13 protein-coding genes, 1 tRNA gene and 1 riboswitch are annotated in these 14154 nt (G+C 58.3%); of the genes, 9 read left to right on the top strand and 5 right to left on the bottom strand.

The window, feature by feature from the left end; translation table 11 throughout:
- Positions 1-7: 7 nt before the first annotated feature.
- A complete protein-coding gene (locus ASQ50_RS10270; RefSeq protein ID WP_058092886.1) occupies positions 8-910 on the bottom strand; it encodes a WYL domain-containing protein in 903 nt (300 codons plus the stop codon).
- Between the two features lie 248 nt (positions 911-1158).
- Between ASQ50_RS10270 and ASQ50_RS10265 the strand changes: the two genes are divergently transcribed.
- The 8 genes from ASQ50_RS10265 to ASQ50_RS10230 all read left to right on the top strand — a co-directional run bounded on the left by ASQ50_RS10265 (position 1159) and on the right by ASQ50_RS10230 (position 9433).
- Positions 1159-2442: an MFS transporter gene (locus ASQ50_RS10265; protein ID WP_058092885.1), complete on the top strand. Its 1284-nt coding sequence runs from the start codon at positions 1159-1161 to the stop codon at positions 2440-2442.
- A 162-nt stretch (positions 2443-2604) separates the two neighbouring features.
- Positions 2605-3030 (top strand): MarR family transcriptional regulator, encoded by a 426-nt coding sequence (locus ASQ50_RS10260; protein ID WP_058092884.1) that lies wholly within the window; start codon positions 2605-2607, stop codon positions 3028-3030.
- 3 nt (positions 3031-3033) lie between these two features.
- Positions 3034-4425 (top strand): DHA2 family efflux MFS transporter permease subunit, encoded by a 1392-nt coding sequence (locus tag ASQ50_RS10255; RefSeq protein ID WP_058092883.1) that lies wholly within the window; start codon positions 3034-3036, stop codon positions 4423-4425.
- A gap of 46 nt (positions 4426-4471) precedes the next feature.
- A riboswitch (yybP-ykoY riboswitch) is annotated at positions 4472-4576 on the top strand.
- Positions 4577-4661: 85 nt separating this feature from the next.
- A complete protein-coding gene (locus tag ASQ50_RS10250) occupies positions 4662-5231 on the top strand; it encodes a TMEM165/GDT1 family protein (RefSeq protein ID WP_058092882.1) in 570 nt (189 codons plus the stop codon).
- Positions 5232-5291: 60 nt separating this feature from the next.
- Entirely contained in the window at positions 5292-6332 is a 1041-nt protein-coding gene (locus tag ASQ50_RS10245; protein ID WP_058092881.1) for a L,D-transpeptidase family protein, read from the top strand.
- A gap of 43 nt (positions 6333-6375) precedes the next feature.
- A complete protein-coding gene (locus ASQ50_RS10240) occupies positions 6376-7128 on the top strand; it encodes an SDR family oxidoreductase (protein ID WP_058092880.1) in 753 nt (250 codons plus the stop codon).
- Positions 7129-7150: 22 nt separating this feature from the next.
- Positions 7151-8611, top strand: a complete 1461-nt coding sequence (locus ASQ50_RS10235) for an NfeD family protein (protein WP_058092879.1) — start codon at positions 7151-7153, stop codon at positions 8609-8611.
- Positions 8612-8653: 42 nt separating this feature from the next.
- Positions 8654-9433, top strand: a complete 780-nt coding sequence (locus tag ASQ50_RS10230) for a slipin family protein (RefSeq protein WP_058092878.1) — start codon at positions 8654-8656, stop codon at positions 9431-9433.
- Between the two features lie 75 nt (positions 9434-9508).
- On the opposite strand, the gene ASQ50_RS10225 is transcribed toward ASQ50_RS10230, so the two are convergent.
- The 3 genes from ASQ50_RS10225 to ASQ50_RS10215 form a co-directional block, all read right to left on the bottom strand.
- Positions 9509-9790 (bottom strand): Lpp/OprI family alanine-zipper lipoprotein, encoded by a 282-nt coding sequence (locus ASQ50_RS10225; RefSeq protein WP_058092877.1) that lies wholly within the window; start codon positions 9788-9790, stop codon positions 9509-9511.
- Positions 9791-9999: 209 nt separating this feature from the next.
- Positions 10000-10554, bottom strand: coding sequence for a L,D-transpeptidase family protein (locus ASQ50_RS10220; RefSeq protein WP_197492728.1), 555 nt, complete (start codon positions 10552-10554; stop codon positions 10000-10002).
- A gap of 123 nt (positions 10555-10677) precedes the next feature.
- On the bottom strand, positions 10678-12390 hold the full coding sequence (locus ASQ50_RS10215) for a potassium/proton antiporter (protein WP_058092875.1): 1713 nt from the start codon (positions 12388-12390) through the stop codon (positions 10678-10680).
- A gap of 71 nt (positions 12391-12461) precedes the next feature.
- Here ASQ50_RS10215 and ASQ50_RS10210 point away from each other — a divergent pair.
- Positions 12462-12535, top strand: a tRNA-Gly gene (locus ASQ50_RS10210).
- Positions 12536-12560: 25 nt separating this feature from the next.
- On the opposite strand, the gene ASQ50_RS10205 is transcribed toward ASQ50_RS10210, so the two are convergent.
- On the bottom strand, positions 12561-13871 hold the full coding sequence (locus ASQ50_RS10205; protein WP_058092874.1) for an NAD(P)/FAD-dependent oxidoreductase: 1311 nt from the start codon (positions 13869-13871) through the stop codon (positions 12561-12563).
- Between the last annotated feature and the right edge of the window lie 283 nt (positions 13872-14154).

Below are 14154 nucleotides of genomic sequence, written 5' to 3'. Positions count from 1 at the left end.
GGCCAGTCTAGCAGAGACCGGCCACCGCTTTGAGTGCCCGTTCGCGCTTGCTGCCAAAGCCAAGCTGGTCCGGGTTGGCCAGTTCCAGCTGCTGCACCAGTGGGTCTGGATGGCTGTTGTCAAAGGTAATTCCGAGCCGGGACAGGACATAGGGTGCCAACGCAGCGCGGGTTTGGATACTGAGGTAACCCTGTTCCATACCGTAGTCATTGGCAATGATCTGTTGTTGGGCCTCGGTCAGGCGCTGATCAGGTGCGATCTCCAGGCTGACCAGGCGTTGCCAGTCTTCATCCTGCTGCGCGGTGTGCTTGGATTTTTGCCGAAGAGCCTCCGGCTGACCCTGAAAACGGCTCAGGGCGAAATCCCGGAATTCCCGGTTGGCGTTGCACCAGGCCCGCACATGCCAGCTGTTGCCGGTGCACACCAGCGAATGCGGCTCAAGCAGGCTGTCGGCCGCTTCCGGCCGGCTCAGGGACACGTAACTGGCCTTGAGTTGGCGATGATAACGGGTAGCGTTCACGACGGCCCGCATGGTTTCCGGCGCGATGCGCCGGGAGGGCTCGGGGATGACCGCATTACCCGGCAGGCCAAGTTCCAGATCAGAAAACGTGTCGCTCAGGCTCTGTTGCCGTGCAAGCAGGTCTTGATACTCACCAACCTGGCCGCGGGTTACTACCGGTTTGAAATCGGCTGCCGGCACATAGCCTTTCAGGTGCCGGTCGTAAACCAGGTTGCCGGGAGCCAGTTCCCGCAAGTAGGTGTTGATATCCTTCGATGCCTGCTGGCGACCAATGCCGAAACTGTGGCAGATGTGGTTGGTGGTCAGGCGTCCTTCCCACAACGCGATGATCTCAATCAGTCGATAGCGAAGCAGTAAATCCCAGCGAATGGGCCAGTCCGTTTTCTTCATAACCAGGCGCTCACGGTCCGATAAGTAGCTTGACGTTTATGTTACCCGCTCCGGCTATCGGGTTCTGTTACGGCCCATTAATGTAAAACATTGTCAAATGCCGCGCCACTGTTGGGTTCAGGGTCTCGGCAACTGCTTAGTGGAGTCGCCTGCCGATGGCTGGTTAAATACCGGCCAGCAGACAACTGATAACGTTGCTATCTTTTCTTTACTGTCACCCAGATGTAACTCGTTACCCGGAGCTCCTCATGACCCGAATGGTCACCTCCCTTTCGGCACTGATCCTGAGCATTGTCTTGCTGGTCAGCGGCAATGCGTTTCTGATGACGCTTCTGGGTATTCGTCTGAGTATCGAAGAAGTCTCCCCTAATGTCATTGGCTGGGTGCTGGTGTGTTATTCCGTCGGTTTTGTCCTCGGCACCCTGTATGTCCACAAGATCATTGGCCGGGTTGGCCACATTCGTGCCTTTGCCGCATTCGCCGCCATGGCTGCGGTGGTGTCGCTGATGTATCCGATGGCGGTGTCGATGATCTTCTGGGCGGTCCTTAGGGTTCTGTCCGGCTTCACCATCGCCGGTGTGTTGGTGGTGATTGAAAGCTGGTTTTCCAGCCGCGCCACCAATGCCAACCGGGGTGCGCTCTTTGCCGTTTACCAGATTGTTTTCTACCTGTCGGCCGCCGGCGGCCAGTTGATTGTGAACGTGGGTGACCCGGGCAGTTTCCTGCCGTTTTCGCTGGCGGCCATTCTGCTGACTCTGGCCTTGATTCCTCTGGCTCTTACCCGAATGGAAGCACCGGCGATTGAGCAGGTGCAACGGATGTCCATCTTCAAACTCGGGCGTGAATCGTTTTCCGGTGTCGCCGGCGCGCTGATCAGCGGTGTCATGATTGGCGGCTTCTACGCACTGGGGCCGGTCTATGCCACGTTGGTTGGTCTGGACGTCGCGAGAACGTCCACGTTTATGGCCAGTGCCATTGTTGCGGCTATGTTGCTGGCCTGGCCGCTGGGCCGGGTGTGCGACCGCTTTGATCGGCGCCGGGTGATGTTCTGGGTGGCGATGATGGCGGCCGCCTCAGCCGTCGGCGTTGGCGTGTTCGGGGCTGCCAGCTTGCCGTTACTCACCTTGTTGGTAGGGCTGTTCACTGGCCTGTCGGCCACGCTCTATCCGATTGCAGTAGCCATTACCAACGACCGCATGGACAGCAACCGGATTGTCGCCGCCAGTGCCACGCTGTTACTGAGCTACGGCATCGGCAGCGTGATCGGGCCGATCACCATGGCGGAGTTAATCAATATCATGGGGCCCTCCGGCCTGTTCTATGGCAATGCCGGCTTCCTGGTGCTGCTGGCGGTGGTTACCAGTTACCGGATCAGCCACACCGACGATGTGCCGGTAGAGAAGCAGGAGCACTTCGTGCCCGCCATGCCGGAGGCCTCTCCGGTGCTTTCTGAGCTGGACCCCCGGAATACCGAGTTCCACGAGTCGCCTGAAGTGGAGCAGATGCAGGAGGAGTTGCGCCAGGCTGGCTGACGCAACTCTCGGTTTTCCCCAATTATATTTTCACCCCCATATCTGTTTTTATTTCAATGGTTAGCTTACTATTGGTGAATTTCCAATAAGGTAAGTGTTTTCTCGGTTTTCGGGGTGGCGTTTGCTAGTCCCATGCCGGATCACCATCAGGAGTGTTTAACCATGAGAGATCAATTCCCGTTTGCCGTTGCCCGGGTTACCCGCCGCTGGCGCAAGATGCTGGATGAGCGATTGAAAGACCTTGGCGTTACGCAGGCTCGCTGGAGCACCATGGTGTATCTGCAGCAGGGCGGCGAGGGCCTTACCCAGCGCGAACTGGCCAGTCTGATGGCGATTGAAAATCCGACTCTGGTCAGGTTGCTCGATAGCCTGGAACAGCAGGAGTTGATTGAGCGGCGCCCCTGTCCGAACGATCGGCGCGCCCGCCGGTTGCATCTGACCAAGGCCGGTGCCGAGTTCATGGATGAGTTGTCTGAGCGGGCCGCTGTGTTGCGTGAAGAGATGCTTGAGGGCGTGACTGACAAGGAAATCGAATGTGCGCTCAAGGTGTTCCACAAAATTATGGATAACGCCGAGAAGCAGAAGTAACGCTTGAGCGATAATTCTGTCGAGGGCCTGACCGCCCGTTACGGCGAACGCTGGCGCTGGCTGGCCGTTGCTACGGTTGTGCTTGGCACCATGGCCACGGTGCTCAGCGCCACGGTGGTGAATGTAGCGCTCCATGACATCATGATGGAGTTCGGCATTCGCCAGGGCCAGGTGCACTGGCTGGCCACCGGATTCATCGCCGCCATGACCACCACCATGCTGGCGTCCGCCTGGCTGCTGGACCGTTTTGGTGTGCGCCTGACCCTGGGTGTTGCCATGGCGGTGTTCACCGTCATCTCCCTTGTCGGCGGCTTTGCCGAATCTCCCGAACAGCTGATTGCCGCCAGGATAGGCCAGGGCGCCATGGCCGGGTTGATGCAACCCATGGGCATGTACCTGGTGTTCCGGATTTTTCCGGCAGACAGGCGTGGTCAGGCCATGGGCATTTATGGCATGGGGGTGATTCTGGCGCCGGCGTTGGGGCCTGTTCTGGGCGGGTTTCTGGTGGATCAGTTCAACTGGCGTTACGTGATGTTTGCACCGGCACCGGTCACCCTTCTGGGTGTCTGGATGGCCTGGCGGTTCCTGCCGCTGCCCCGCTCCCGCCCTGCGCCTTATCCCTTTGACCTGCCCGGTTTGTTGTTGCTTGGGGCAACCATCGCCCTGACCCTGGATACCCTGACCCGAATGCAGGCCTGGCCAGGCCAGGAACTGCGAATCGTGATGCAATGGGCGTTGGCCCTTGGCCTTTTGTTCGCTTTTGTCTTTCGGGAACGCACGGCGAAGCATCCCCTGGTTAACCTGCTACTTTTGCGCCAACCGGTGTTTCTGTTCGCCACGCTGGGCGCCATGGCGCTTGGGCTGGCGCTGTTTGGCTCAACCTACCTGATTCCCCTGTTTGTGCAGACCACGCTGGGCTTCTCGGCGACGGAGGCGGGTCTGCTGATGCTGCCCGCCGGGGTGGTGCTGGGTATTGTTTTTCCGCTGTCGGGCCGGCTGGCAGACAAGCGCAGCGCCCGCAGCCTGGTGCTGTTTGGAATCGCGGTGTTCGCCCTGTCTGCTGTGCTGTTTGCTCTGACCGGCCAGTACGCCGGGTTTGGCTGGCTGGCGCTCTGGGCGGTGCTGGGCCGGATTGGCATCGGCTTTATGTTGCCGGCCCTGTCTACCGGAGCGCTGAATCCATTGCCCAAGGAACAACTGGGCGCCGGGTCCAGCACCATCAATTTCGCCCGTCAACTGGGGGGTGCCCTGGGGGTAAATGTGGTGGCACTGACCATCGAGTTCGGTGAACATCAGGGCAGTGTGCCTACCGCTGCCGCGTTCGAGGCGGCCTGGTGGCTGGTGGCGGTGTTCGTTGCGCTGGCGGCCGTACCGGTCTGGAAAATGCGGGTATAAGGTGGCCAGTTGCCATTTCTGGCGGGATTCATTAGCATGTGCCCAACTTCGGGGGAGTAGCCTTCGCTTCTGGGTAACAGCAGCGAACGGTAGTCAACATACTTGGAGCTCATTCTCCATGGCTACCGTGTTCTATGATTGATCATGGAATTGGCAAGACCTGAGGCAGATCACCTCCAATGGGCGGAAGGTGAGCTGTCTCATGTCTGACGATTTCCGCCCTGAGGTCTCTTCGAATGGATGCGTTTCTCGCTTCAACCCTTGCCGTCGCTATCGCTGAAATTGGCGACAAGACCCAGCTCCTGTCTCTTTTCCTGGTTGCCCGATACGCACAGCGTACCCCCATCATTCTTGGTATTCTGGTCGCAACGGTGCTCAATCACGCGCTCTCGGCGTGGCTGGGGGCGTGGGTGGCCAGCTGGATTCCGTCCCAGTGGCTGCCCTGGATTCTCGCGGTGAGTTTTGTCGCCATCGCCCTGTGGTTGCTGATACCGGATAAAGATGACAGTGCCGAATCTCGGTTTCTCGGCATGGGCGCCTTCTGGGCCACTACGGTAATGTTCTTCCTGGCGGAGATCGGCGATAAAACCCAGGTGGCTACGGTGGTCCTGGCGGCAAGGTATACGGAAACGTTATGGGTTATCATCGGCACGACGGTGGGTATGCTGCTGGCCAATATTCCGGTGATCCTGGCCGGGCGCTGGCTCATGGTGCGCATGCCGCTGGCTACCGCCAGGATCAGTGCCAGCGTATTGTTTGTAGTGCTGGCGGTGGTAACGGTCTGGACCACCCTGGTGAACTCCTGACACTGAACCGTGTCTTTCAGAGCAGAGGTCCGGAATGAATGTTTATGGGAACTGGTTGATATGTGGTTGAAAAGATGTGCCGCCCTGCTGGTGTGCCTGATGTCCCTGGTGTCTGCCGTCAATGCCGCGCAAAGCCAAAAGCCGTCAGACACTGCAACGGTGGAAAACGATCGTTCGCCCCGGGTACCAACGTTTGCTCTTAATGGCGATCTGGCGGGGGAGTTGCAGGTTTTCACGACCCGCTACGAAGATACCTTTGCTGCCATCGGTCATGATGAGGCTCTGGGTTATCTGGAGCTGGTCAAGGCCAATCCGGGTGTTGACCCCTGGTTACCAGGCGACGGCACGACCATTACCTTGCCGCGCATGTACGTGCTGCCCGATGCCCGCCGTGAAGGCATCGTGATCAACCTGGCTGAGTACCGGCTCTATTATTTCACCGACGGTGGCGTTCAGGTGTATCCGGTGGGCATCGGGCGCGAAGAGAATCCGTCACCGCTGACCGACGCCAAGGTAACCATGCCACTGGAATCGCCTGCGTGGTATCCGCCGGCCAGTATCCGGGCATCCTATGAAGCCCGTGGAGAGTATCTGCCGCGTATGATCCCGCCCGGCCCGGATAATCCGCTGGGCACTCATGCCCTGATGCTGAGCGAGAAAGGCTATCTGATCCACGGAACGAACAAGCGTTTCGGTATCGGCCTGCCGGTCAGTGCCGGCTGTTTCCGAATGTACAACGAAGACATTTCCCGGTTTGTCTATCAGGTTCAGAAGGGCACGTCTGTCCAGATTATCCGCGAACCCGTCAAGCTTGGCTTGTCTGGCGGCGAGGTGTGGCTTGAAGTGCACCGGCCCCATGAGGACTACTCGCCTGAGGACCGCGAACAGCTGTGGCGCGTGACACTGGAAAAACTGGAAGCCTTCCGCCAGCAACATCCGGACGTGGAAGTTCAGCGCCGGTCCATCGAACTGGTGGTGGATCAGGCCGATGGCATTCCCACCATGGTTGGTGAGCGACTGACCCGGGTGGCCTCTGACAAGGGGCAGACGGAAAGCAATCCGGAAGAGCCAGCAGAGCCGGAGCAAAAGCTGTACTTTTGACCCCGGCGCCACAACCAATAATAACCAAACGGCAGGAGTGTTCATGAGTCGTACTATACTGATTACCGGGGCCAGTTCCGGACTGGGTGAAGGCATGGCCCGGGAGTTTGCTGCCAGGGGCGATTATCTTGCCCTGTGTGCCCGTCGTACCGAGCGGCTGGATCAGCTCCGGACCGAGCTGGAGGGTGCCCATCCGGGGGTGAAGATCAGTGTGCGGGCCCTGGATGTGAATGATCACGCACAAGTGGCCGAGGTTTTTCAGTCGTTCCGGGAGGAGTTTGGTCAGCTCGACAGAGTCATCGTCAATGCCGGTATTGGTAAAGGGCAGCCCCTGGGAACCGGGCGTTTTGATGCAAACAGTCAGACGGCCGAAACCAATTTTGTCGCCGCCCTGGCCCAGATCGAAGCCGCCATGGAGATTTTCCGGGCACAGAACCATGGTCACCTGGTTGCCGTATCTTCGGTAACGGCTGTTCGGGGGATGCCTGGCAACGTCACCACCTATGCGGCGACCAAGGCCGGATTGGCGGCACTTTGCGAGGGTTTGCGTGTCGAACTGAAAAAGCGGCGGTCTCCCATTCGCGTGACCACACTCTACCCAGGGTATATCCGGACTGAGATCAACGAAAAGGTCAAGAACACGCCTTTCATTGTGGACGCGAAGACCGGATGTCGGGCCATGGTTCGCGCCATTGAGTCCGGCAAGGCCGAACGTTTTGTGCCAGGTTGGCCCTGGACGCCCATAGGTTTCATACTGAGGCGACTGCCGGAGTCCGTGCTGGCCCGAATATTCTGATCACTCTGCCTGGGAGATCGTCATGAAGCCAAACCCGATGCAACGTCAGAACCTTCGCTTGCCCTTCTGGTCCCTGATTTTTTTCGTGGGAGGGCTGCTGGGGCTGATCGGGGCTTCCTGGCAGGCGATTGCCCAGCAGGACACGCCGAGAACCGCACTGGTCTTGACGGTTGAGGGTGCAATCGGCCCGGCGACCATGGATTATGTCACCCGGGGCATCAGGCGGGCCGAGCAGGAGAATGCTGGCCTGGTCATTCTGGAAATGGATACGCCGGGTGGCCTGATGGATTCCATGCGGGAAATCATCAAAACCATCTTGGCCTCCGAAGTGCCGGTGGCAACCTATGTCTCCCCTCAGGGCGCCCGCGCCGCCAGTGCCGGCACCTTTATCCTTTACGGCAGCCACATTGCCGCTATGGCCCCTGCGACTAACCTGGGTTCGGCAACACCGGTACAGATGGGTGGCTTGCCAGGCTCGCCAGAGCAGGAACCTGAGCAGCCCGCCGGGGATGACGAAGCCTCAGAGACCAGTGCCGACGACTCGGCTGCCGAACCACAGAAACGCCGGGGCGACACGGCCATGGAACGTAAGGTTCTGGAGGATGCCGTCAGCTACATTCGTGGCTTGGCCGAGCGCCATGGTCGGAATGCCGACTGGGCGGAAGAGGCGGTCCGCGAAGCGGTTAACCTGGGCGCAACCGAGGCGCTGGAGATGAATGTCATCGATGTGGTAGCGCCCAATCTCCGGGAATTGCTGGAGGCCATTGACGGTCGCACCGTTCAGATGGCCACAGGTGAGCGGGAGCTGGTTACAGCGGACCTGGAACTGGTCCGCTCAGAGCCGGACTGGCGCACCCGCTTGCTGTCGGTGATCACCGATCCAAACGTTGCCTATTTTCTGATGATCATCGGTTTCTACGGCATCATTTTTGAGCTGTCGAATCCCGGCGCCGTGTTCCCCGGGGTGATCGGTGCTATCTGTTTGATACTCGCGTTGTTCGCCTTTCAGGTGTTGTCGGTAAATTACGCCGGCCTTGCCTTGATTCTGTTGGGGCTGGCGTTCATCGTGGGGGAAGCCTTCATGCCCAGTTTCGGCATTCTCGGTGTCGGTGGCATAGTCGCCTTTGTCACGGGATCGGTGATTCTGATGGATGGCAGCCACACGGATATTTCGTTACCCACCGTCGGCGGCACGGCGGTTGTGGCGGGAGGATTTATTCTCTGGACGGTTACCCGCTTCATCGGTTTGCGACGCCGCACACCGGTCAGTGGCAGTGAACATATGGCAGAAGAAAAGGGCGTGGCACTGGATGACTTTGAGTCCTCTTACGAGGGCTATAAGGGCCATGTCCGAGTCAGCGGGGAGCGCTGGAATGCCCGTTGCCCGCATCAGATCACCAAGGGCACGCAGGTGCAGGTAAATGGTATGGAGGGGCTGACCCTTCTGGTTGAAGCCAGGCCCGATTCTGATCAAGGTCATTGAACGAGCAACTCGTACTAACCAACGGCAAATCAAGGAGGCCGTATGAACCTGGGTGACATTATTCCCTATATCGCACCGACTGTGGTGCTGCTTCTGATTCTCGGTTCCGCCATCAAGATCCTGCCGGAATACGAGCGCGGTGTGGTGTTTTTCCTGGGCCGCTTTCAGGGCGTCAAAGGCCCCGGCCTGATTATCGTTATCCCCGGTATTCAGCAGATTGTCCGGGTGGATCTGCGGGTGATCACCCTGGATGTCCCAAGCCAGGATGTGATTTCCAAGGACAACGTGACGGTCAGAGTGAATGCGGTGTTGTACTTCCGCGTGGTTGATCCCGAGAAGGCGATTATCCGGGTGGAGGACTATGGCGCTGCGACCAGTCAGTTGGCACAAACAACCTTGCGCTCTGTGCTCGGCAAACACGATTTGGACGAAATGTTGTCTGAACGGGATAAGCTCAATTCGGACATTCAGGAAATCATTGATTCCCAGACCGAGGATTGGGGTATCAAGGTAGCCAATGTGGAAATCAAACACGTTGACCTGAATGAGTCGATGATTCGTGCGATTGCCCGCCAGGCAGAGGCAGAGCGCGAGCGTCGCGCCAAGATCATTCACGCCGAGGGTGAATTGCAGGCATCCAAGAAGCTGGTAGAGGCTGCAGAAGTCATGTCGGCCAACTCCGGAGCCATGCAGTTACGTTACCTGCAGACACTGGCGGACATGAGCAACAATAACTCCTCCACCATCGTGTTCCCGCTGCCGATGGATATGATCAAGAACTTTTTGGATAATCAGTCGGGCAATAAAGCGCCTGGCAAGTAGGAGCAGTAGCTCCCGGGCTTTCAAGCGCGCACAAAAAAGGCCGGTTGAACCGGCCTTTTTTGCTAAACGGCAGCCTTACTTCTGGCTGGCACGCTCGAGCATGCGCTTGGCGCGCTCGTTCGCTTCGTCAGCGGACTTCTGAGCGGCACGGGCAGCAGCCAGGGCTTCTTCAGCAGTCTGCTGAGCAGTGCGAGCGGCGCTGGCAGCGCTGTTAGCAGTATTCAGAGCGTTGTTAGCAGTTTGCTCGGCGGAGCTTGCAGTTGCATTGGCTTCGTCGATGGCAGCCTGCTCGGTAGTGGCACAACCTGCAGTCAGAGCAGCGGCCATTGCAAACCCGGCGATCGTCAGTTTACGCATGGTAAATCCCCTTATTGGTCGTTTTATTTCCTGTGATCCAGAAGTCATTAAGACGACTTCCTGTCAGCTAAGCCCGATAGGCGTTGACTACCGGAGTCGTCAAACAGTGTAAAACACTCAGAGACAAAATGTTAACTAAGGATACGTAAATTTTCTTAGGCTATGACAACAACTTAATACTTCCGTCATGAACGGGATGGGTTCTGCGCTCAGGGAAGAATCCGAATGGGGGTGCCGTTATCGACCAGCGCCCAGATCTCATCCATTTCTTCATTGGTGACCGCGATACAGCCTTCGGTCCAGTCCAGTCCCGTGTAGGCGAAAGCCAGATCGCCGGCGTCGTTGGGCAGGCCGTGGATCATAATGCTGCCGCCGGGATCAAGGCCCCAGGCCTCAGCCAACTCCCGGTCACGGGCATTGGGGTAGGAGATGTGGATGGATTTGTAGAAATCGCTGTTGGCATTACGCCAATCCAGAATGTAATCCCCTTCCGGCGTGCGTTTGTCGCCCTCATACAGCTTGTGTCCCAACGGATTGCCGCCGAGAGAAATACGATAGCTGCGCACCTCATGCTCGCCGCTCAACAGATAAAGCCTGCGCTCACTTTTGTGAACCAGAACCTTGGTGATGTTCAGGTGCTCTTCCAGCGTAGGTTCGCTGCCAGGCATAGCCATGCGGGTGTCCGCTCGGGCCAGCAGCTCCGAGCTACTGGCCATGGCAGGCAATAAGACAACTAACAGTGATAGAAAAACTCTGAAGATCATGATGCAAGCACACGTCGCTGAATGGTTAAACTTTGTTCACGTGTGTTTATAGCATAGCCAGCACGAGGATTGATAAGGGGTTTTGTTACGGTTTTTGGTTTTCCTGCACGAACCGGACGAGCGTCACGCATCCATTTTCAGGCCAACCTTGGTTACCCGATCGGCTTCGGTGGCTCGAGCCACCAGCGTTACTGGCCCCAATATGACGGTGTCACCAACCACGGGATGCCCTTTGGTGCGTTTGGCAAAACACTCGGCCAGCGATAATTCCGGAGGCAGCTCGTCAAATTCAATACCATAGACCTGCTCAACATCGCCCAGCAGGGCGTCACCGTTGAGCACGAAGTCACCAAAGAACGCACGCTCTGCCAGATGTTTCGGGGCTTGTCGCCCGCTCAGTGCCTTGCCGAGATCAGGCAGAACCGACGGCGTGGCGAACATGGCCAACATATCGCCGGCGGTTACTTCGAGATCCTTGGTGGGCTGCAGGCACTTGCGGTCGCGAAATACGCCGGCCACGGCGGTGTTGTCCGGCAGGCGCAGTTGGCCAAGGGCTCTGGGCTTATCCCAACTCTTGCCTCGGAGTGGAAACAGCATCAGCTCATGGTCGCCGGCGGCGGGCGCATCCAGTGGCAGCCGCCGGTAGGGATCTTCGCCGGCGGGAACTTCAAGCCGCAACCTGCGGGCGAGAGGGGCCATGGTGGTGCCCTGAACGATCAGCGACACCAGAACGATAAAGAATGCTGCATGGAACACCAGTTGCGCGTCCGGCAGGTCGGCAATGATCGGGAACAGCGCCAGTACGATCGGCACCGCACCGCGCAGGCCCACCCAACTGATAAAGCCCAGCTCCCGCCGGTTGAAGCCGAAAGGCCAGAGCGTGATCAGCACGGTTAATGGCCGAATAACAAAGATAAGCGCCAGGGCCAGAATCAAACCGGCACCTGCCAGGGGGATCAGGTCTGAGGGGTTCACCAGAAGACCCAGCATCAGGAACAGACAGAGCTGTGCCAGCCAGGCCATGCCGTCGTGCACCTGAAGAATCATCGGCATCATCCGGACATGGCGGTTTCCAATGACCACACCGCACAGGTAAATGGCGAGGAATCCGCTGCCACCGACAGCGTTGGTGGCAGAAAACACCGAAATGCCGGCCGCACCCACCAGCAGGGGGTACAGTGCGGGGGTCAGACGCATCCGATTAGCCAGCTCCACCACCAGAAAGCCACCCAGAACGCCAGCTGCAGCGCCGATGCCGAACTGCTGTACCAGCATGGTCAGGCCGGAGAGTATGGACCCCTGCTCATGTTGGCCTATCAAGGTCACCAGCATCAGGGTGAGGAAAATGGCCATCGGGTCGTTACTGCCAGACTCGATCTCAAGGGTGGCACTGACCCGCTCGTTCAGGTGCAGGCCCCGGCCCTGCAGCAGGGAAAACACAGCGGCTGCGTCGGTTGAGGAAATAATGGCTCCGATCAACAAAGCCATCATCCAATGCAAATCGAACACCCACCATGCCACGATGGCCGCGCCACCTGCGGTCAGGGCAACGCCAAGTGTGGCGAGTACCAGGGCTGGCCGCAGACCTACCCGGAAGGTTTCTACCCGGGTGCGCATGCCGCCATCCAGCAGAATAACGGCCAGCGACAGATTGGCGATCAGAAACGCCAGCTCAAAGTTATTGAACTGGATGCCACCCGGTCCGTCTTCGCCCATCATCATGCCGACAGCCAGAAAAACCAGCAGCACCGGCATGCCGACCCTGCTTGAAAGCGGACTGAGAACGATGCTGAACACAAGCATCAAGGCGCCAATCAGAGTGAACGTGGGATCCATCAGACTCCTGACCAAAGGGACTTGCCCGAACGCTGGTCCGGGCCTATATTGCTGTGGCAATCATTATGCAGGCGGGCGTAGCTCAATGGTAGAGCAGAGGCTTCCCAAGCCTACGACGTGGGTTCGATTCCCATCGCCCGCTCCAGTCCCACACTCAAATCGCATGTTGCCTAATGCAACTTCAGGCGAGGGTGCATCGCTCGGCTTATCTTGTCCATCAGCCAGATAATGCCTGTGCGCAGGAACCCGTGCAGGGCAACCTGATGCATCCGGTACAGGGATACATAGAACAGCCTGGCCACCTTTCCCTCGATGTACATGCTGCGGCCAGACAGGTTGCCCATCAGGTTGCCGACGGTCGTGTAACGGCTGAAATTGATCAGCGAGCCATGGTCATTGTAGACAAAGGCCACTGGGTCTTTGCCTTCCAGGCGATTACACAGGGTTTTGAACAGAGCGTCTGCCTGCTGGTGCGCGGCCTGGGCCCTTGGCGGCACCGTATGCTCTGAGCCCGGCTGCGGGCAGGCAGCACAATCACCGAAGGCAAAGATGTCGGTATCCCGAGTGGTTTCGAGGGTTTGCTTCACCAACAGCTGATTGCTGCGATTGGTTTCCAGGCCGCCGAGCTCAGCCAGAAACGGGGGAGCCTTGATGCCCGCGGCCCAGATGGTCATTTCAGATGGCAATTCGGTGCCGTCTTTCATGATCAGGCTGTTCTCGCGCACTTCGCTGACCGGCTGCCCGGTCAGTACTTTGACCTTCTGGCGTTCCAGCTCACGGGTGGCTGCCGCCGACAGGCGCCCGGGCAGGGCCGGCAAAATCCGGTCTGCCGCTTCGATCACGCTGATGGAGACATCCGAGGACTGCAGGTGGTTCATGCCATAGACCGGCAATTCTCTGGATGCCAGTCGCAGCTCGGCAGCCAGCTCAACACCTGTGGCGCCAGCACCAATGATGCTGATGTTCAGAGTATGGGGTTTGCCCTGATTGGCCTCGTGGTTCTTGCGCAGGAACGCGTTGAGCATCAGGTTGTGGAACCGCCTTGCTTGCCTGAGACTGTCGAGAAACAGGCAGTGTTCCTGGGCGCCGGGTGTGCCGAAATCATTGGCTGTACTGCCCACAGCAATCACCAGCGTGTCGTATTGGATCCGACGTTCGGGCACCACCTCATGGCCGTCTTCGTCCAGAAACGGCGCAATGATGATTTCCTTGGCCGCCCGATCAAGGCCGTTCATGCGCCCCAGCTGAAATTCATAGTGATGTTTCCGTGCGTGGGCGCGGTAATTGATTTCGTTGGCACTGGCGTCCAGTGAGCCGGAGGCCACTTCGTGCAGCAGAGGTTTCCAGACGTGGGTCAAGCCGGCGTCAACCAGGGAGATGCGAGCCTTGTGTTTTTTGCCGAGTTTGTTGCCCAGGCTGGTGACCAGTTCCAGGCCTCCGGCGCCACCGCCAACGACAACAATGTGATGCAGGTTTTCCATAGCAGTCAGACCTTCAGAAGATGAGAGCCAAGCGCTCTCGCGGGAAAACGCTTGGCTGTCTGCTCTGATCAGTCTGACCTGTTAGCATAAAAGGTAGGCTGCTAACGCCATTATACTAACGTTGACGGCCCGGGATGACAATTGGACAGAAGTGTTGCCTGGCGGGTGCTTTGGCTTACACCTGAGCGTAGAAGCCGTGTTTTCTGCCGCTGGTTTGCTAATCTGGACAAAGACCTGACGTGGTTGATAAAACCGGAACACCGGCCGGTCCCGTATCATTCGG

This window comes from Marinobacter sp. LQ44 (assembly GCF_001447155.2).
GTDB lineage: Bacteria > Pseudomonadota > Gammaproteobacteria > Pseudomonadales > Oleiphilaceae > Marinobacter.
This window is presented reverse-complemented; position numbering and strand designations above follow the sequence as displayed.

What these genes read in the sequence shown, in the direction of transcription:
- ASQ50_RS10220 (WP_197492728.1), bottom strand. Translation starts at nt 10,554, where the DNA reads ATGATCTTCAGAGTTTTTCTATCACTGTTAGTTGTCTTATTGCCTGCC.
- ASQ50_RS10245 (WP_058092881.1), top strand. Translation starts at nt 5,292, where the DNA reads ATGTGGTTGAAAAGATGTGCCGCCCTGCTGGTGTGCCTGATGTCCCTG.
- ASQ50_RS10225 (WP_058092877.1), bottom strand. Translation starts at nt 9,790, where the DNA reads ATGCGTAAACTGACGATCGCCGGGTTTGCAATGGCCGCTGCTCTGACT.
- ASQ50_RS10270 (WP_058092886.1), bottom strand. Translation starts at nt 910, where the DNA reads ATGAAGAAAACGGACTGGCCCATTCGCTGGGATTTACTGCTTCGCTAT.
- ASQ50_RS10265 (WP_058092885.1), top strand. Translation starts at nt 1,159, where the DNA reads ATGACCCGAATGGTCACCTCCCTTTCGGCACTGATCCTGAGCATTGTC.
- ASQ50_RS10240 (WP_058092880.1), top strand. Translation starts at nt 6,376, where the DNA reads ATGAGTCGTACTATACTGATTACCGGGGCCAGTTCCGGACTGGGTGAA.
- ASQ50_RS10250 (WP_058092882.1), top strand. Translation starts at nt 4,662, where the DNA reads ATGGATGCGTTTCTCGCTTCAACCCTTGCCGTCGCTATCGCTGAAATT.
- ASQ50_RS10230 (WP_058092878.1), top strand. Translation starts at nt 8,654, where the DNA reads ATGAACCTGGGTGACATTATTCCCTATATCGCACCGACTGTGGTGCTG.
- ASQ50_RS10215 (WP_058092875.1), bottom strand. Translation starts at nt 12,390, where the DNA reads ATGGATCCCACGTTCACTCTGATTGGCGCCTTGATGCTTGTGTTCAGC.
- ASQ50_RS10260 (WP_058092884.1), top strand. Translation starts at nt 2,605, where the DNA reads ATGAGAGATCAATTCCCGTTTGCCGTTGCCCGGGTTACCCGCCGCTGG.
- ASQ50_RS10205 (WP_058092874.1), bottom strand. Translation starts at nt 13,871, where the DNA reads ATGGAAAACCTGCATCACATTGTTGTCGTTGGCGGTGGCGCCGGAGGC.
- ASQ50_RS10235 (WP_058092879.1), top strand. Translation starts at nt 7,151, where the DNA reads ATGAAGCCAAACCCGATGCAACGTCAGAACCTTCGCTTGCCCTTCTGG.